General features: G+C 66.8%; 15 protein-coding genes. 6 read left to right on the top strand and 9 right to left on the bottom strand.

Annotation, left to right across the window (positions count from 1 at the left end):
- The first annotated feature begins 351 nt into the window (after nt 1–351).
- Entirely contained in the window at nt 352–1,848 is a 1,497-nt protein-coding gene (locus AVCA_RS07645) for an acetyl-CoA hydrolase/transferase family protein (protein ID WP_012700293.1), read from the top strand.
- Nucleotides 1,849–2,095: 247 nt separating this feature from the next.
- Nucleotides 2,096–2,998, top strand: a complete 903-nt coding sequence (locus AVCA_RS07650) for a LysR family transcriptional regulator (protein WP_012700295.1) — start codon at nt 2,096–2,098, stop codon at nt 2,996–2,998.
- 28 nt (nt 2,999–3,026) lie between these two features.
- Here the strand turns inward: AVCA_RS07650 and AVCA_RS07655 are convergent, their stop codons facing one another.
- Together AVCA_RS07655 and AVCA_RS07660 are read right to left on the bottom strand one after the other, a co-directional pair.
- On the bottom strand, nt 3,027–3,815 hold the full coding sequence (locus AVCA_RS07655) for an SDR family oxidoreductase (protein WP_012700296.1): 789 nt from the start codon (nt 3,813–3,815) through the stop codon (nt 3,027–3,029).
- 130 nt (nt 3,816–3,945) lie between these two features.
- Complete coding sequence (locus tag AVCA_RS07660) at nt 3,946–4,362, bottom strand: SRPBCC family protein (RefSeq protein WP_012700297.1); 417 nt, start codon at nt 4,360–4,362, stop codon at nt 3,946–3,948.
- 215 nt (nt 4,363–4,577) lie between these two features.
- Between AVCA_RS07660 and AVCA_RS26350 the strand changes: the two genes are divergently transcribed.
- Entirely contained in the window at nt 4,578–4,742 is a 165-nt protein-coding gene (locus tag AVCA_RS26350; RefSeq protein WP_012700299.1) for a hypothetical protein, read from the top strand.
- A 40-nt stretch (nt 4,743–4,782) separates the two neighbouring features.
- Here AVCA_RS26350 and AVCA_RS07665 read toward each other — a convergent pair whose 3' ends face one another.
- The 6 genes from AVCA_RS07665 to AVCA_RS07690 form a co-directional block, all read right to left on the bottom strand.
- Nucleotides 4,783–5,901 (bottom strand): ABC-2 transporter permease, encoded by a 1,119-nt coding sequence (locus tag AVCA_RS07665; RefSeq protein ID WP_012700300.1) that lies wholly within the window; start codon nt 5,899–5,901, stop codon nt 4,783–4,785.
- Between the two features lies 1 nt (nt 5,902).
- Nucleotides 5,903–8,638 (bottom strand): ribosome-associated ATPase/putative transporter RbbA, encoded by a 2,736-nt coding sequence (gene rbbA / locus AVCA_RS07670; protein ID WP_012700301.1) that lies wholly within the window; start codon nt 8,636–8,638, stop codon nt 5,903–5,905.
- Nucleotides 8,635–9,711: an HlyD family secretion protein gene (locus AVCA_RS07675; RefSeq protein ID WP_012700302.1), complete on the bottom strand. Its 1,077-nt coding sequence runs from the start codon at nt 9,709–9,711 to the stop codon at nt 8,635–8,637. The genes rbbA and AVCA_RS07675 overlap by 4 nt, the downstream gene beginning before the upstream one ends.
- Nucleotides 9,712–9,934: 223 nt before the next feature.
- Nucleotides 9,935–11,146 (bottom strand): RNA-guided endonuclease InsQ/TnpB family protein, encoded by a 1,212-nt coding sequence (locus tag AVCA_RS07680; protein WP_012700303.1) that lies wholly within the window; start codon nt 11,144–11,146, stop codon nt 9,935–9,937.
- A gap of 99 nt (nt 11,147–11,245) precedes the next feature.
- On the bottom strand, nt 11,246–12,244 hold the full coding sequence (locus AVCA_RS07685) for a dihydroorotate dehydrogenase-like protein (protein WP_012700304.1): 999 nt from the start codon (nt 12,242–12,244) through the stop codon (nt 11,246–11,248).
- Nucleotides 12,245–12,274: 30 nt separating this feature from the next.
- On the bottom strand, nt 12,275–13,285 hold the full coding sequence (locus AVCA_RS07690; protein ID WP_012700305.1) for a zinc-dependent alcohol dehydrogenase family protein: 1,011 nt from the start codon (nt 13,283–13,285) through the stop codon (nt 12,275–12,277).
- A gap of 605 nt (nt 13,286–13,890) precedes the next feature.
- Here AVCA_RS07690 and AVCA_RS26355 point away from each other — a divergent pair.
- From AVCA_RS26355 to AVCA_RS07695, 3 genes are all read left to right on the top strand, one after another.
- Nucleotides 13,891–14,043: a hypothetical protein gene (locus AVCA_RS26355; protein ID WP_012700306.1), complete on the top strand. Its 153-nt coding sequence runs from the start codon at nt 13,891–13,893 to the stop codon at nt 14,041–14,043.
- Nucleotides 14,044–14,180: 137 nt separating this feature from the next.
- Entirely contained in the window at nt 14,181–14,318 is a 138-nt protein-coding gene (locus tag AVCA_RS26360; protein WP_156483737.1) for a hypothetical protein, read from the top strand.
- 498 nt (nt 14,319–14,816) lie between these two features.
- Nucleotides 14,817–15,740, top strand: a complete 924-nt coding sequence (locus tag AVCA_RS07695; protein WP_012700307.1) for a substrate-binding periplasmic protein — start codon at nt 14,817–14,819, stop codon at nt 15,738–15,740.
- On the opposite strand, the gene AVCA_RS07700 is transcribed toward AVCA_RS07695, so the two are convergent.
- Nucleotides 15,657–16,679 (bottom strand): patatin-like phospholipase family protein, encoded by a 1,023-nt coding sequence (locus AVCA_RS07700; protein ID WP_012700308.1) that lies wholly within the window; start codon nt 16,677–16,679, stop codon nt 15,657–15,659. The two genes, AVCA_RS07695 and AVCA_RS07700, sit on opposite strands and share 84 nt — an antisense overlap.
- Nucleotides 16,680–16,708: the final 29 nt, after the last annotated feature.

Consider the following 16,708-nt stretch of genomic DNA (forward strand, 5'->3'; position numbering starts at 1 on the left):
GAACTGCCGCCGCGGGCAAAGATAAGTAAGCGTGTGGTCATTCCCTCCAATCCGACGCGCAAGGTGTTGCGCGTTTATGAGCGCGACCTGTATAGGGCTCGGCATCCGATCGAAAGCCTCTTTGCCCGCTTGAAGAAATACCGAGCTATCGCACGCGTTATGGCAAGACCGCGCACGGCTTCCCGGGCGCGATCTACGGGGTTGCTTCAGTCATCCTGCTCAATTGATGAAGGTCCTAATGCTTTGGTCTAGCTTGGGCCGGCCGGCGAAAGTTTGTATAAGCACCAGCTACGGTAAGTAATATCCCCGTATTCCTCTACCTAATAACTACAATGTCCGAGGTTTCCTCCCATGTATTCCGAGCGTATCCGCTTGGCTTCCCTGCATGACAAGATCGTGAGTGCAGCCGAGGCCGCTTCCCTGATCCAGAATGGCATGACCGTCGGCATGAGCGGCTTTGCCTGCGCCGGCGACGCCAAGGCCGTGCCCTTCGCGCTGGTCGAGCGCGCCAGCCAGGAACCCTTCAGCATCAGCCTGGTCACCGGCGCCAGCATCGGCAACGGCCTCGACCGGCTGATGGCCGAGTCCGGCCTGCTGGCCCGGCGCATGCCGTTCCAGGCCGACCCGGCGCTGCGCAAGGCGATCAACGACGGCAAGGTCATGTTCATCGACCAGCACCTGTCCGAGACCGTCGAGCAGATGCGCAGCAACCAGCTCAAGCGGCCCGACGTCACCGTGGTCGAGGCGGTGGCGATCACCGAGGACGGCCACATAGTGCCGACCGCTTCGGTGGGCAACTCGGCCAACCTGGCGCTGTTCGCCGACAAGGTGATCGTCGAGATCAGCCTGCGCTACGGCGCCAATCTGGAAGGGCTGCACGACATCTACCTGCCGCCGGAGCGTCCCGAGCGCTCGCCGATTCCGCTGGTGCGCCCGGACCAGCGCATCGGCGCCACGGCCATTCCGGTCGATCCGGCGAAGATCGCCGCCATCGTCATCAGCGAGTACAGCGACTCGCCCTCCAACGTGCTGCCGCCGGACGCGGAAACCCAGGCCATCGCCGACCACCTGATCGGCTTCTTCGTGAGCGAGGTGGAGAACGGACGCCTGCCGCGCAACCTGGGCCCGTTGCAGGTCGGCGTCGGTTCGATCGCCAACGCGGTGATGGCCGGGCTGATCAACTCCCCCTTCGAGAACCTCAGCATGTACTCGGAGGTATTGCAGGACTCCACTTTCGAGTTGTTCGACGCCGGCAAGCTGGATTTCGCCTCGGGCAGTTCGATCGTCCTCTCGGCGGCCCGCGGCGCCCAGGTGTTCGGCGACTTCGAGCGCTACAAGGACCGTCTGGTCCTGCGCCCGCAGGAGATTTCCAACCATCCGGAAGTGGCCCGCCGCCTCGGCATCATCGGCATCAATACCGCCCTGGAGTTCGACATCTACGGCAACGTCAACTCCACTCACGTGAGCGGCACGCGGATGATGAACGGCATCGGCGGCTCCGGCGATTTCGCCCGCAACGCCCAACTGGCGATCTTCGTCACCAAGTCCATCGCCAAGGACGGGGCCATTTCCAGCGTGGTGCCGATGGTCAGCCACGTCGATCACACCGAGCACGACGTCGACATTTTGGTCACCGAGATCGGCCTGGCCGACTTGCGCGGCCTGGCGCCGCGCGAGCGGGCGCGGGCGATCATCGGCAACTGCGTGCATCCGCAGTACCGCGCGGCGCTGAAGGACTACTTCGAACGCGCCTGCGAACGCGGCGGGCAGACCCCGCACGTGCTGGAGGAGGCGCTGTCCTGGCACATCAACCAGGAGCGGCGCGGCCACATGCTGGCCGCCGGCTGAGGGCACGGGCCGGTCGGGGGCGGCGAGGTATGCCTGCCCTTTTCGACAGCCATATTTCCTGCCGCGCAGTCCAGGGCAAGAAGGAGCGGGGCGGTCGTTCGCTCCCTCTCCCGCGTGCGGGAGAGGGGCGGGGAGAGGGAAAAGGAGGAGGGGGAGTGCTCGCCCTGCCATAAACCTTCCCCGCCCGAGCCACCGCGCGTTCTGTGCTACCGTTCCGCCTTTCGTGGATCGACGAAGGCGAGGCGCCATGGACAACCGGGCCGGCGAGATGCAGGTATTCGTCCGGGTGGTGGAAACCGGCAGCTTTTCCGAGGCCGCCCGCCAACTGCTGACCAGCCCTTCGACCATCAGCAAGCTGGTCCTGCGCATCGAGCAGCGGCTCGGGGTGCGCCTCTTCGAGCGCTCCACGCGCCGCCTGGCGCTGACCGACGAGGGCCGCCTGTACTACGAACGCAGCCAGGCGTTGCTCGCCGAGCTGGACGACATCGAGCAGGCGCTCGCCAGGGGGGCGAACCATGCGCGCGGCACCGTGCGGGTGAATGCCTCGGTGGGCTTCGGCACCTGGGGCATCGAGCCGCTGCTGCCGGCCTTCTGGGAGGCCCATCCGGACATCTTGGTGGACCTGTCGCTGTCCGACGATCTCGTCGATCTCTATCTGGAGCGCACCGATATCGCCTTTCGCGTCGGTGCCCTGGCCGACTCGACATTGCGCGCGCGCAAGATCGGCGTCGCCTGGCGGCGCATGGTCGCCGCGCCGGCCTATCTGGAGCGGCATGGGCTGCCGGCCCGCATCGAGGACCTAGACCGGCACAACTGCCTGGGCTTCAACTTCCGCCGCGCCAGCCCGGTCTGGCCGCTGCGCCAGGGCGGGCGCATCGTCGACCGCATGGTGCGCGGCAACCTGCTGGCCAACAACGGCGAGACGGTGCGCCGCCTGGCCATCGCCGGGGCCGGCGTCGCCCGGCTGGCCGATTTCCATGTCGACCACGACATCGCCGCCGGGCGGCTGGTCGAGGTGCTCGCCGAGAGCGGCCACGATTGCGAGGAGGTCCATGCCCTCTATCCGGGTGGGCGGCATCCGCCCCAGCGGGTACGGGTGTTCCTCGACTTCATGGTGCCGCGCCTGCAGGCGTTCATGAAACACTCTTGAGCGCGGCTGGCGCTTCCGCCGGCGGGATTCAGAAGGTGCCGGGATAGTTGCCGCCGTCGAGCAGCAGGTTCTGCCCGGTCATGTAGCCGGCGTGGATGCTGCAGAGAAAGGCGCAGAAGGCGCCGAACTCGTCGGCGCAGCCGAAGCGGCCGGCCGGGATGCTCTGGCGGCGCCGTTCGCCGACGGCCTCGGGCGTCTGCGCCGTGGCCCTGGCGGCGTTGTCCAGGGTCTGGCGCAGGCGCTCGGTGTCGAAGGCTCCGGGCAGCAGGTTGTTGATCGTCACGTTGCGCCCGGCCAGGCGCGGCTGGCGGGCCAGGCCGGCGACGAAGCCGGTCAGGCCGCTGCGCGCGCCGTTGGAGAGGCCGAGGATATCGATCGGCGCCTTCACCGCCGCCGAGGTGATGTTCACCACCCGGCCGAAGCCGCGTGCGGCCATGCCGTCCACCGTGTCCCGGATCAGCTCGATCGGCGTGAGCATGTTGGCCTCCACGGCCCGCAGCCAGTCTTCGCGGCTCCAGTCGCGAAAATCGCCCGGCGGCGGTCCGCCGGCGTTGTTGACCAGGATGTCGACCTGCGGGCAGGCGTCGAGGGCGGCCCGACGCACCTCGTCGCGGGCGATGTCGCCGACCACGCTGCGCACCTCGATCGCCGGATGCAGGGCGCGCAGTTCCGCCGCCGTCGCCTCCAGCGCCTCGCTGCCGCGGGCATTGACGACCAGGTTCACCCCTTCCCGTGCCAGGGCCGTCGCGCAACCCTTGCCGAGCCCCTTGCTGGCGGCGCAGACCAGCGCCCAGCGTCCGGCGATTCCCAGATCCATGTCGGTTCTCCTCTATCGGCTCATGGAATGGCGGTCGGTGCGGATTACCGCCATGCAATCCGTTTTCCCGCTCCCCCGGTTCCGGGCCGCCCGCCCGGCAGGCGGCACTCGGACTTCCGGGATGGCCCGGCTATTGTCCCTCGACCAGCGCCTTCAGGCGCTCCAGGCCAGCATGGTAGAAGCCCTCGAAGTCCGCGGCGATGTCCAGCGCATCGACGCCCTGGCAGCGGAAGCGGCTGGACCAGACCGCTCGCGACTTGCCGGCGCCCTCGTCGTGGACCGCCACCTGGCCGACGTATTCGGACACCGGAAAGGGACTTTCGAGCAAGGCGTAACTGTATTGCCGTTCGCTCTCGCTGAACTCCAGCAGGCGCTCGACGACGATTTCGCCGTCGACCGTCTCCAGGCGGCGCAGGCGGCCACCGTCCTCGAGCCGGCTGCTGGCGATCGCTCCGACCCAGCGCGGCAGGAAATCGAATCCGCCGAGAATCGACCAGACCTCTTCGGCCGGGCGGGCGATGTTTACGGAGACGCTTACTTCGATCATGTTTTCGGTTCCTTGGTGGTCCGCTGGAGTCTTCCAGCTCCGGCAGTATCGTTGCGGCGCAGCGGCGAGAAAACCGGCGCGCCGTGGCGGACGGTGTTCAGACCGCGGCTGCGACAGTAATTTCCTTGGGTTCCGCCGGAGGCAGGCAGTAGAGTGTGCAGCCACCCGGCGAGCCCTGTCGCCGGGAGTTTCATTCGCCGGAACAGGACGATCCTATGACCTCCCTCGAAATCATGTTGCTGGTAATCGCCGCGGGCTTCCTGCTGCTCGGAGTCGGCTTCGCCAACCGGGCGAAGGGCTGGGGGGTCGCGCTGATCGCCCTGGGCTGGGCCTGCATGCTCTCGACCGTGGCCTACAAGATGTATCTCACCTTCGGTTGAGCCTGCGGTTCGCCACCTGCCGCTGCGCTGTCCCGTCCGGTCAGCGCAGCGACTTGCGCAGCCGCGACAGGGCGCCGACGAAGAACACCCCGCCGATCGAGGCGATCGCGAGAAGCTGCGGCCAGACCACGGCAAGGCCGGCGCCGCGGAACAGGATGCCCTGGGCCAGTATGATGAAATGGGTGGTGGGTGCGGCCAGCATGATGTTCTGCACCGGCTCGGGCATGCTTTCGCGCGGTGTCTGGCCGCCGGAAAGGATCTGCAGCGGGATCAGCACCAGGATGAACAGCATGCCCAGTTGCGGCATGGACTGGGCGACGGTGCCGAAGAAGATGCCCATGGAGGTGGTGGCGAACAGGTGCAGGGCGGTACCCAGCAGAAACAGCGGGATCGAGCCGGCGATGGGCACGCCCAGCCAGCCCTCCACCACGAAGTGCAGGGACAGGCCGGAGGCCAGCAGCACGACCAGGCCCATCGCCCAGACCTTGGAGACCATGATCTCGAACGGGGTGATCGGCATCACCAGCAGGTGTTCAATGGTGCCGTGCTCGCGTTCGCGGATCAGCGCCGCGCCGGTGAGGATGATCGACAGCATGGTGATCTGGTTGACCACCTCGTTGATCGAACCGAACCAGGCGCGGGTCAGGTTGGGATTGAACTCCGAGCGGATCACCGCCTGCACGGGAACGGCCTCTTCGCCCCGGTAGCGCTTGACGAAGGCGTCGACCTCGGTGCTCACGATCTGCTGGATGTGTCCCGCGCCGGTGAAAGCCTGGCTGACCTGGGTCGCGTCGACGTTGAGCTGGATGGTCGGTTGCCGGCCGTTCAGCAGGTCCTGCTGGAACTTGGGCGGGATGTTCAGGGTGAAGGTGTAGTCGCCCCGGTCCATGCCCTGGTCCATCTGCTCCTGCGACTGGAGCATCCGGGGCTGGATGAAGTAGGGCATCTGGAAGGCGTCGAGAATCCGCGCGGAGACCTGCGAGCGGTCCTCGTCGATCACGGCGACGGTGGCGCGGTAGGGCGATTCCGGCACGCCGGTGGCGCTGGAATAGATGGCCAGGCTGAAGGAGTAGACGATCAGCGCCAGCATGGTCCGGTCGCGGTACAGGCTGCGCAGTTCCTTGAGTCCGAGTTGCAGGATGTTGGAGAGCTTGCGCATGTCAGCGTTCCTGTTTCTTCAGGCCGACGACGCTGATGAGGGTCAGCAGCGGGGCGGTCACCAGCAGGGCGATGAAATAGGGCAGCAGATCCCCCAGGCCCAGGGCCTTGGAGAAGGCGCCCCGGCTGATGGTCAGGAAATGGCTGGTCGGGTAGAGCTGGCCGGTGAGGGCGCCGATGCCCTCCAGGGCGGAAACCGGGTGCAGCAGCCCGGAGAACTGGATCGCCGGCAGCAGGGTGACGATGGTGGTGCCGAAGATGGCGGCGATCTGGCTGTTGGTCACCGTGGACATCAACAGGCCCAGGCCGGTGGAGCAGGCGACGTAGAGCAGCGCGCCCAGGATCAGCGCCGACAGGCTGCCGCTGACCGGCACGTCGAGCACGGCCACGGCGAAGACCAGCAGCATGAGGAAGTTGATCAGGCCGATCAGTATGTAGATCAGTTGCTTGCCGAGCAGAAATTCCAGCCGGGTCACCGGGGTGGTGTAGAGGTTGGTGATCGATCCCAGCTCCTTTTCGCGCACCACGCCCAGGGCGGTGAGCATGGCCGGGATCATCATCAGCAGCAGCGGGATGACCGCCGGGACCATGGCCGGCAGACTCAGCACGTTGGGGTTGTAGCGGTAGCGCAGGGCCACTTCGGCGAGGCTGGCGCCCTGGCCGGCTGGATCGCGGGCGGCCAGTTCTTCGAGGTAGCGCTGGTGGATGCCCTGGACGTAGCCCTTGACGGTGTCGGCGCGCATGGGCATGGCGCCGTCGATCCAGAAGGCCACCTGCGGGACGGCGCCGCGCTTGAGGTCGCGGCCGAAGTTCGGCGGGATCTCCACCGCCACGCTGATCTCGCCGCCGCGCAGGCGCCGGTCCAGGTCGGCATAGTCGGTCAACGGCGGCTGCTCGGTGAAGTAGCGCGGCGAACCGGACAGGGCCAGCGCGTAGTCCTGGCTGGCGCCGCTCTGGTCGCGGTCGAGCACGGCGTATTTCAGGTCTTCCACGTCCATGGTGATGCCGTAGCTCATGATCGCCATCAGCAGCAGGGTGCCCAGCAGGGCCAGGGAGCCGCGGATCGGGTCGCGGCGCAGCTCCGTCGCCTCGCGCAGGAAATAGCTGTACAGGCGCCGCGGGCTGAAGCCCTCGGACGGAGCCGTGGCGTCCGCCGCCGCAGGCGCCGCCGTGTCGGCGGCGGGGGATTCGGCGAGCGGCTCGTCGCCGCCGGCGCTGGCGGCATCCCGCAGGTAGGCGATGAAGGTTTCCTCCAGGGTCGGCAGGCCGCGCTTTTCCATCAGGGCGCGGGGCGAGTCGCTGTCCAGCACGCGGCCGGCGTGCATCATGGAGATGCGGTCGCAGCGCAGCGCCTCGTTCATGAAGTGGGTGGAGATGAAGATGGTCACCCCGTCCTGGCGCGACAACTGGATCAGCAGTTCCCAGAAGTTGTCCCGCGCGACCGGGTCGACGCCGGAGGTGGGTTCGTCGAGGATCAGGATTTCCGGGTTGTGCAGCACCGCCACGGCCAGCGAGAGGCGCTGGCGCATGCCCAGCGGCAGTTGTTCGGGCAGGCTGTCGCCGACCTGGCGCAGGTCGAAGCGGTCGAGCATTTCGCCGATGCGCGGCGTGCGCTGCGCCTCGGGGAGGTGGAACAGGCGGGCGTGCAGCTCCAGGTTCTGCAGGACCGTCAGTTCGCCGTAGAGGGAGAACGCCTGGGACATGTAGCCCACCCGCCGGCGCGTGTCGATGTCCTTCGGGTCCACCGGCTGGCCGAACAGCAGGGCCTGGCCCTCGCTGGCCGGCAGCAGGCCGGTGAGCATCTTCATGGTGGTGGATTTGCCGCAGCCGTTGGAGCCGAGGAAGCCGAAGATTTCCCCGCGTTCGATGCGGAAGTCCACGTGGTCCACCGCGACGAAGTCGCCGAAGCGGCAGGTCAGGCCATGGGCCTCGATGGCGGCCTCGCGGCTGTCGGCGGCCAGCGGCGGGATCTCCAGGGCGTGGTGGCCGCGGCGCTTCTCCTCGGGCAGCAGGGCGATGAAGGCGGTCTCCAGGTCGGCGCTGCCGGTGCGGGCGAGGATCTCGCCGGGGCTGCCGGTGTCCAGGACCTTGCCGTCGTCCATGACCACCAGCCAGTCGAAACGTTGCGCCTCGTCCATGTAGGCGGTGGCCACCAGCACACTCATGCCGGCGCGGTTGTCGCGGATGCGTTCGATCAGTTCCCAGAACTGGCTGCGCGCCAGCGGGTCGACGCCGGTGGTGGGTTCGTCGAGGATCAGCAGGTCGGGGTCGTGGATCAGCGAACAGCAGAGGCCGAGCTTCTGCTTCATGCCGCCGGAGAGCTTGCCCGCCGGCCGCTCGGTGAAAGGCGCCAGGCCGGTGCTGCGGGTCAGGTCGGCGATGCGTGCGTCGCGCTCCGCCCGGTCCTGGCCGAACAGGCGGCCGAAGAACTCCAGGTTCTCGCGCACGGTCAGCGTCGGGTAGAGGTTCTTGCCCAGCCCCTGGGGCATGTAGGCGATGCGCGGGCAGACCCGGCGGCGGTGGGCGGCGTCGGCCATGTCGCCGTCCAGCACACTGATGCTGCCCTGCTGGATACGCCGCGCGCCGGAGATCAGCGCCAGCAGGCTGGACTTGCCGACGCCGTCCGGACCGATCAGGCCCACCATGCGGTTGGCGGGGATTTCCAGGTCGAGCCGGTCCAGGGCGCAAGTCCGGCCATAGCGCAGGGTGACCCCGGCAAGCTGGGCGACGCCGCTCATGGGACTAGGTTGACCTGCAGGTGGGTGGGCCATTCGAGCGCCGGGTCGAGCTTCACGTAGGCCCGGCCGGGCAGGCCGGTCTTGACCTGCTCGAGGTGTCTTTCCAGGAGTTGCGGATCGATCCGCGCCTTGAGGCGGAACATCAGTTTTTCCCGCTCGGTTTCGGTCTCGACGGCCTTGGGGGTGAACTGGGCGACGCTGGCGACGTAGCTGATCCTGGCCGGGATCACGTAGTGCGGGGCGGCGTCCACCACCAGGTGGGCATCGCTGCCGAGGGCCACCCGGCCGGCCTCGCGGGTGGGCAGGAAGAAGGTCATGTAGACGTCGGTCAGGTCGATCAGGTTGAGCACCTTGCCGCCGGCGGCGAGCACTTCGCCCGGCTCGGCCACGCGGTATTGCACGCGGGCCACCCGGTCGGTCTTCAACTGGCTGTCGTCGATGTCCGCCTGCAGGCGCCGCACCGTCGCCCTGGCGGCCTCCAGGGTGGACTCGGCCTCGATCACCTCGGATTCGGCCGCCTTGATCGTGGCCTCGGCCGAAAGCACCTGGGCGCGCGCCGTCGCCAGCGCCGCCTGGGCGCTGAGCATGTTGGCGCGGTCGTCGTCGAGTTGCTGGCGCGACATGGCGTTGCGCTTGACCAGGATATCGGTGCGCTGGAAGTGCTTTTCCGCCGCGACCAGTTCGGCCTGGCGCTGGCGCACCACGGATTCGGCGGCGGCATGCTCGCTGCGGCGCTGGGCGACCCGCGCGCGGGCGGTCAGGATGGCGTTCTCGGCCTTGCTCACCTGGGCCTTGGCTTCGCCCAACTGGGCCTCCAGGACCTGGGTGTCCATGCGGGCCAGGATCTGGCCGGGCTGGACGAAGTCGCCTTCGTCGACGTGGATCTCGGCGATGCGGCCGGAGAGCTTGGTCGCCACGTCGACCTCGGTCGCCTCGATGCGTCCGTTGCCGCTGGCGAATCCCTCGCCGAGGCCGGTCGGGCGCAACTCCAGCCAGGCCAGGCCGGCCAGACCGGCCAGCAGCGCGATGGCCACCAGGCTCCGGATGAGAGGTTTCTTGACTGCCTGTTTCATGAGGTGCGGATTCCTGACTGCGAGGGAGGCGCCTGGAAGGCCGGACGGCTGGCGTTTCTGTGGCGAGTATAGCGATGGGCCGGTTCGCCTCCTATTGACCTGGGCCAGGGCTCGGGCCGTCTTGCCGCACCGGTTCGTGCCTCGGGCGGGATTGACATCCTCCCCTCCCTCTCGCTGACGCTTGCCGCCCAAAAGGCGAAAAGGAAGGGGATTCCTACCGTGTTCAGCCCACCCGGGCCGACTCACCTCGGCGGGTTCCTGCTGCTGGCGGCCTTACCACACCGCTCACTTCACAGGCGAACCGGGCGTGTCCCGCCCTTGACACATTGATCGCGCCGACCACATCGGCGTTTTCCTCGAAACCACACTCCACGCACTCGAACCGGGCCTGGCTCTGCCGGTTGTCCGCCGACACATGCCCGCAGCACGGGCAGGTGCGGCTGGTGTTCCGTGGCGGCACGGCAACGAGCCAGCCGCCGTTCCACGCCAGCTTGTAGTCCAGTTGGCGGCGGAACTCGAACCAGCCCTGGTCGAGGATGGCTTTGTTCAGGCCGGACTTGGCCCGAACGTTTCTGCCCGGTACTTCGGTTGTGCCTGCCGCCGACCTGGACAGGTTCCGCACCGGCAAGTCCTCGATACACACCATCGCGTGGTTTTGGCTGATCGTGGTCGAGATCTTGTGCAGGTAGTCACGGCGGGCGTTGCCGATCCGGGAATGGATACGCTGGATGCGGGCTTTCGCCTTCTTCCAGTTGTTGCTGAGTCGGGTTTTGCGGCTCATCGCCCGCTGCGCCTTGCGCAGCCTGTCCTCGTGCCGCTTGAAGCTGTTGAGCGGAGCGTAGAACGTGCCGTCCGAGAGCGTGGCGAAGCGGGACACCCCCATGTCGATGCCGACCGCACCACCCTTCGGGATGGGTTGCGCCATCTTGCGCTCGGTCTGGATGGACACGAACCACTTGCCGCAACACTGGCTGACGGTGACGTTCTTCACCATGCCGGACACGTTCCGGCTGTTGCGATAACGCAGCCAGCCGAGCTTGGGCAGGAACAGGCGGCTATTTTCCTGGTTGAGCTTGATCTGCTTCGGGTCGGGATAGCGGAAGCTGTCGCGCCGGCCCTTCTTCTTGAAGCGCGGGAAGTCGGCCCGCTGGGCGAAGAAATTGGCGTAGGCTCGCTCCAGGTCCTTGAGTGCCTGTTGCAGCGGATGAACCGGTGCATCCGCCAGCCAGGCCGTCTCCGGATCATGCCGCCATTCCGTGAGCCGCTTGCACAGTCCGGCATAGCCGAGCCTCGATTCGCCCTGTTCGTAGCGTTCCTTTTGCCACGCCAATGCCTTGTTGAACACGAACCGGCACGAGCCAGCGAAGCGGCGCATCTGGCGCTGCTGTTCGCCGGTTGGCATCACTTCGAATTTGAAGGCTTGAAGTCGAAGCATGGAAAGGACTGTCTATCCGTACAGGCGCGAGTATAGGGCCGCTCCGTACCCCGCGCTAGCCTTCCCCGGCCTGAAGGCCGAGGCTTGCCGCACACTGGGTCAATCCGCGCGCGGATCGCGGTAGCTTTCCAGCAGGCGCATGTAGTTGGCGCGCACGTAGTTGTCGCGCTTTTGCTGCCGCGCCCAGCTCATCTGCCCGCGAATCCGTTCCAGCGACTGGCCGCGCCGGCTCTGCAGCCAGGCCTCCAGTCCGCAGAGCAGGGTGTGCACGTGCGCGGGGCCGTGGCGCAGGATGGCGGCGGTGGTCATCACCGTATCGGCGCCGGCCAGCAGGTACTTCACCACCTGTTCGACGTCCTCCACGCCGCCGGAGGCGGCCAGCGAACCCTTGACCCGCCCGGCCAGCAGGGCGATCCACAGCAGCGGCAGACGCATTTCCCCCGGACTGCTCAGTTCCAGGGTACTGATCGGTTGCAGGCGCTGCAGGTCGATGTCCGGCTGCAGGTAGCGGTTGAAGATCACCAGGCCGTCGGCGCCGCCCTCCAGCAGACGGCTGGCCATGTTGCCGATGGCGCTGAAGTAGGGCGGCATCTTCACCGCCACCGGGATCTTCACCGTCCGGCGTACGGCGGCCAGCACTTCGAGGTAACGCTGCTCGACCGCCGTGCCGGGTTCCAGCGGATCGACCGGCACGAAATACAGGTTGAGTTCCAGGGCGTCGGCGCCGGCCTCCTCCAGCAGGGCGGCGTAGTGCGTCCAATGGTTGGCCGAGGCGCCGTTGAGGCTGGCGATGACCGGTACCGAGAGTTCCGCCTTGGCGCGCATGATCAGCGCCAGGTGGCTCTCCGGAATCATCCCGTAGGGACCGCCCTCGACCGGCGGGAGAAACGCCGGTACATCGCTGCAGGCCGCGCCGATGCTGGCGTAGTCGTTGGCGCCGGCCTCCAGTTGTTCCTGGAACACCGAGGGCAGCACGACCGCACCGATTCCGGCGTCGTCCAGCCGGTGCAGGTGATCGAGTTCGGCGTTCTGCGGCGAGGCCGAAGCGATCAGCGGGTTGCGCAGGGACAGGCCCAGATAGGTGGTGGTCAGGTTCAAGGCGTGTCTCCCGGGGTCAATGGTCTCTCCTCAGATATCCAGGCAGATCTTCCCGAAATGCCGTCCGCTTTCCTCGTGCCGGAAGGCTTCGACCATTTCCGTCAGGGGAAAATGGCGGTCGATGACCGGCCGCATGCCCGTCGCTTCGATGGCGCGGATCATGTCCTTCTGCTGGCGGCGGCTGCCGACGATCAGGCCCTGCAGGCGCAACTGCCGGGTCAGCGCCGTGGCCAGCGGCAGGTGGGCCGAGAGTCCGGACAGGATGCCGATCACCGCGATATGCCCGCCGATGCGCGCGGCGATCATCGATTGTTCCAGCGTAGCCGGCCCGCCCACCTCGATGACATGGTCGACGCCGCGCCCGTCGGTCAGACGTCTCACCCTGTCGCCCCATTGCGGCTCCTTGTGGTAGTTGATCAGATGGTCCGCGCCCAGGGCTTCGAGACGGGCGAGCTTGTCGTCGCTGGAGGAGGTGGCGATGACCGTCGCTCCGGCCAGCTTGGCGAACTGCAGGGCGAACACCGAGACCCCGCCGCTGCCCTGCACCAGCACGGTCTCGCCGGGCTTGAGGGCGCCGTCGGCCATCAGCGCGCGCCAGGCGGTCAGCCCGGCGGTGGTCAGGGTCGCCGCCTCGGCGTGGCTCCAGCCCTGCGGCGCGTGGGTGAAGGCGGTCGCCGGCAGGGTCGCCTGTTCGCGGGCGAAACCGTCGACGCCGTCGCCCGGTACGGTGGTGAAACCTTCGACCTCGGGCTCGCCGTCCAGCCAGGTGGGGAAGAAGGTGCTGACCACCCGGTCGCCCGGCTTGAATTCGTCGACCCCGCTGCCCACCGCGAGGACTTCGCCGGCGCCGTCCGACAGGAGGATGCGCGGCTCGGCCGGCCCCCAGGCGCCGCTGACCACCAGGTAGTCGTGGTAGTTGAGCGAACTGGCGCGGATGCGCACGACGATCTCGCCGGCCTTCGGTTCGACCGGCTCGCCGGTTTCCAGGGTGATGCGCTCGAAGCCGCCGCCGGGTTGTACGCGCAGGGTGCGGATGCTCATGGTCTTTCCTCGTGGGTTGGATGGGTGGATGTCGCACTGTTCTCGACGGCGCCGTGCCGTCGTCGGGCAGTCTAGGGCGTGTCATCAATTGTTTCCCCGGTTGCGTTGCTGCCGGAAATGGGGCCTGGCCGGGCCGCGTTCGGCAAGGCGCAGCCTGCAGGCAATGGTCATTCCCTTGCCAAAGGCTGCAACGCCGCCTGGCCCCATTTCCGGCGCAACCTAGGCGGCCCCACCCGCAGGGACGGGCCTGTTTTGGCACAGCGCGGCGTTGCTCGTCGTTCGTTTGGAATCACCAAACTTCTCTCCTCGCGCCTTGCCCTGTGCCAAAACAGGCTCCGTCGCAACGCGGGAAACAATTGATGACACGCCCTGGCGATGCACGATGCGGAACCCATCCGCTCGGGTAGGCGGCCATGGCGGAACTGTTTTTGCGTGCTGGCCTTGACCGTTGCGCGATGCCTCACCTTACTTAATACCGTGAGGTAAGGCAGGCCGATGGTCGTTCCTCTTTTGTCCGGTGTGCTTCACAAGGATGCACCGGAGGGGCCTCTGTAGCTCGGCTGGCCGCCGGCTAGGAAGCTATAAGAAGAAGGAGGGACTTGTGCATGCGGCAGATCAACGAGTGCGATCCTTGCTTTGAGGAAAACGAAAAGGATAAAGCGGGCAAGCGTGGCGGTCATGAAGACGTTTTCACCCGCTGCCTGCAAGTAGGGATGCTTCTGATGTACGGCACCGCTTTTCTGGGAATGCTTTTCTGAACTTCCGTTCCGCTCGCCCTGGGCCGGATGAACGGGCGGCGACGCGGGACGCCGAATGGAGAAGCGGCTCCGCCGGAGGCCCGCCAGGCCCGGTCGATGGAGCCGTTCACCGCCATAAGTGCCACGGAGGGCGTTGCATGTCGATAGACACCTTGTTTCTTCTCGCTCTTGCCGGCGCGGCCCTGTTCGCGGCCGGCCTTTATGTCGAGCATCTGACGCGGCCGCGGGCCGCCGAGGCGAAGAGGAAGGCCGCGTCGCGCCGGGTGCCGGGCTGAACGCGTCGATGCCGTGGCGGCCCGTCTCCGATCGCTTCCGCCGGGGCCGGGGCTGCGTTCGCCATCGACCCGGGGCAGGCGTTTCGTGGCCAGCCGTGGCTGAAAGCGGCCCGATTGCCCGGTGCTGTGTAAGCCATTGCCTACAGGATATGTAGGTCAGATGGTTGCCCGCATCCTGGACGAGTTACTGGGTATCTTTTAATTTATTGATTTTTATGGGTATTTTTTATTTTTTGGGAAGCGTCGTGGCGCCGGGAGCGGGTTTTGGCCCCTTGTTCCGCCCGGGGCGCACGCTAATATCGCGTCCGTGTCGACGGAGCGACGCGGGTTGTCACGGACGATGACCATGGATTTCGCAGGACGGCGAATCATCAGGATGATGAGCCAGGGAAAAAAGGGAAAAAAGGACTGAAGAGCAGGCGAGGTTATCCTCGCCTCTTTTTTTGCGCGCGGAAAAAGCGGACTCCCTGTCTCCGGCCCGTGGTGGGTAGTCAGTCGATGTCGATACGTGTATTCCTGATGGTCTGGGCACTGCTGCTGCCTTGGTCGGCCAAGGGCATGGAGCTGCGCTTCGTGACCGGCGAGTTCCTGTCTTTCGACTTTTCCTCCCGGGACACTTCCAGCGGTGCAACCCCTCCGGTCGCCCGGGGGCCCTTCGTCGAAACGGTGCAGGCGGTCTGCGCCCATATCCACTACGATTGCCCGATCGGCCTGGTGCCCTGGCGGCGCTCCCTGGCGATGCTCGAGCAGGGGCAGACCGATGCCGTCTTCGCCGTCATTCCCGCCTACGAACAAGCGGTCGACCTGCGCTTCAGTCCGGTGCTGATCGACTCCAGCCTCGATATCTATGTCCATAGCTCCAATCCCCTGCGGGGCTGGCGGCCGGAGAACGGCGAGCGGCGCGACTTCTACATCCTGGGGCCCTCGGGAACGGCCAATGTGGTCCGGCAGCGCCTGCAGGACATCCCGTCGGCGCATATCCACCTGGAGTTCGACAACCTGCGCCTGATGCGCAAGCTCGATGCGGGGCGCTTCGACGATGGCATGGTGATCATGAACCCGACCATCGCCCGCCGTCTGATCGAGGAGCACAAGCTGGGCAATGTCCGCGAAGCCGGCCTGTTCAAGAAAGTGGGCTACGCCATCGCCTTCTCCCGGGAGCGGGTTTCTCCGGAAAAGTTCGAGGCCTTCGAGCGAGGCCTGCAGGTGCTGATCGCCGACGGCACGGTCGCCGCCATCTTCCAGCGCTACCAACTGAAGCTGGCGCCCTCCGCGCTGAAGTGGGCCGCCCGCAAGAGGAGCGCCGCGCCGCAGGAGTCGTGCCGGAGTGCCGGCGGCTCAGAGGAATACGGTGGCGATATCCACCGAGGAGCGCCTGCCGATTGCCCGGTAATGGCTTTCGAGCCAGTCATGGGCCCGTGAGCGGCCCTGGTCGCGGAGCATTTCCAGAAAGGGCTGGCTGGTGGTCATCTTCGATTCCGCGGCGAGCCGGCTCATCAGCGCGTCGTCGGCGATCATGTGCAGGTGGGTCCGGGTCAACCGCCGTTCCAGCCTGTTCAGGGGTAGCACCGTGCGGGCTGCGTGCGTACGGGCCTGGGCGAGGCTGTGCATCTCGCGCAGGAAGGTGGACTTGAACGCCAGTTCCTGCGCGCGGCGGCGGATCTCCTCGGCACTCCGCGGCGTCTTGCCATGGCTCATGGGACTGAGCAGGACGAGCAGGATGTCGCTCGCATCGCATTCGTAGACCAGCGGAAACACCGCCGGATTCGCCGAGAAGGCGCCGTCCCAGTAGGGTTCGCCGTCGATTTCCACGGTATGGTGGAAGGTCGGCAGGCAGGCCGAGGCCAGCACGCAGTCCACGCTCAGCTCGTGGCTGCGGAACAGCCGCAGGCGGCCGGTGTTGGCATTGGTCGCGGCGATGAACAGCTTGAGCGGGCAATCCGTGCGCAGACGCTCGAAATCGACCAGCGAGGCGAGGATGTCGCGCAATGGATTGACGTTCAGCGGATTGAGCTGGCGCGGCGACAGCATCTGGGCCCAGTAGAGCATCAGCTTGAGGCCGGTCGCCGGATGGCCGCTGCGGATGTTGGCGCCGGCATTGAGTAGCGGAGCGCTGCTGGCCACCGCCTGCCAGAAGCTGGCCAGCGCCTCCCGCGCGCCGTCGCGACCGCCTTGCAGCAGGCCATGGGCCAGCATGGTCGCGTTCATCGCGCCGGCACTGGTGCCGCTGATGCCCGTGAAGTCGAGCCGGCCGTCCTCCAGTAGCGCATCCAGCACGCCCCAGGTGAAGGCGCCATGGGCGCCGCCGCCCTGCAGAGCAAGGCTCAGGGTCGAACGCTTGTCGCGCGAACGAAAGAACATGGATGATTCCCCACGCTTGGAAAGGGTCT

The sequence above is a fragment of the Azotobacter vinelandii CA genome (assembly GCF_000380335.1).
Classification (GTDB): Bacteria; Pseudomonadota; Gammaproteobacteria; order Pseudomonadales; family Pseudomonadaceae; genus Azotobacter; species Azotobacter vinelandii.

Excerpts from the sequence above, each read along its gene's own strand:
- AVCA_RS07645 (WP_012700293.1), top strand. The coding sequence starts at position 352 with ATGTATTCCGAGCGTATCCGCTTGGCTTCCCTGCATGACAAGATCGTG.
- AVCA_RS07650 (WP_012700295.1), top strand. The coding sequence starts at position 2,096 with ATGGACAACCGGGCCGGCGAGATGCAGGTATTCGTCCGGGTGGTGGAA.
- AVCA_RS07655 (WP_012700296.1), bottom strand. The coding sequence starts at position 3,815 with ATGGATCTGGGAATCGCCGGACGCTGGGCGCTGGTCTGCGCCGCCAGC.
- AVCA_RS07660 (WP_012700297.1), bottom strand. The coding sequence starts at position 4,362 with ATGATCGAAGTAAGCGTCTCCGTAAACATCGCCCGCCCGGCCGAAGAG.
- AVCA_RS26350 (WP_012700299.1), top strand. The coding sequence starts at position 4,578 with ATGACCTCCCTCGAAATCATGTTGCTGGTAATCGCCGCGGGCTTCCTG.
- AVCA_RS07665 (WP_012700300.1), bottom strand. The coding sequence starts at position 5,901 with ATGCGCAAGCTCTCCAACATCCTGCAACTCGGACTCAAGGAACTGCGC.
- rbbA (WP_012700301.1), bottom strand. The coding sequence starts at position 8,638 with ATGAGCGGCGTCGCCCAGCTTGCCGGGGTCACCCTGCGCTATGGCCGG.
- AVCA_RS07675 (WP_012700302.1), bottom strand. The coding sequence starts at position 9,711 with ATGAAACAGGCAGTCAAGAAACCTCTCATCCGGAGCCTGGTGGCCATC.
- AVCA_RS07680 (WP_012700303.1), bottom strand. The coding sequence starts at position 11,146 with ATGCTTCGACTTCAAGCCTTCAAATTCGAAGTGATGCCAACCGGCGAA.
- AVCA_RS07690 (WP_012700305.1), bottom strand. The coding sequence starts at position 13,285 with ATGAGCATCCGCACCCTGCGCGTACAACCCGGCGGCGGCTTCGAGCGC.
- AVCA_RS26355 (WP_012700306.1), top strand. The coding sequence starts at position 13,891 with ATGCGGCAGATCAACGAGTGCGATCCTTGCTTTGAGGAAAACGAAAAG.
- AVCA_RS26360 (WP_156483737.1), top strand. The coding sequence starts at position 14,181 with ATGTCGATAGACACCTTGTTTCTTCTCGCTCTTGCCGGCGCGGCCCTG.
- AVCA_RS07695 (WP_012700307.1), top strand. The coding sequence starts at position 14,817 with ATGTCGATACGTGTATTCCTGATGGTCTGGGCACTGCTGCTGCCTTGG.
- AVCA_RS07700 (WP_012700308.1), bottom strand. The coding sequence starts at position 16,679 with ATGTTCTTTCGTTCGCGCGACAAGCGTTCGACCCTGAGCCTTGCTCTG.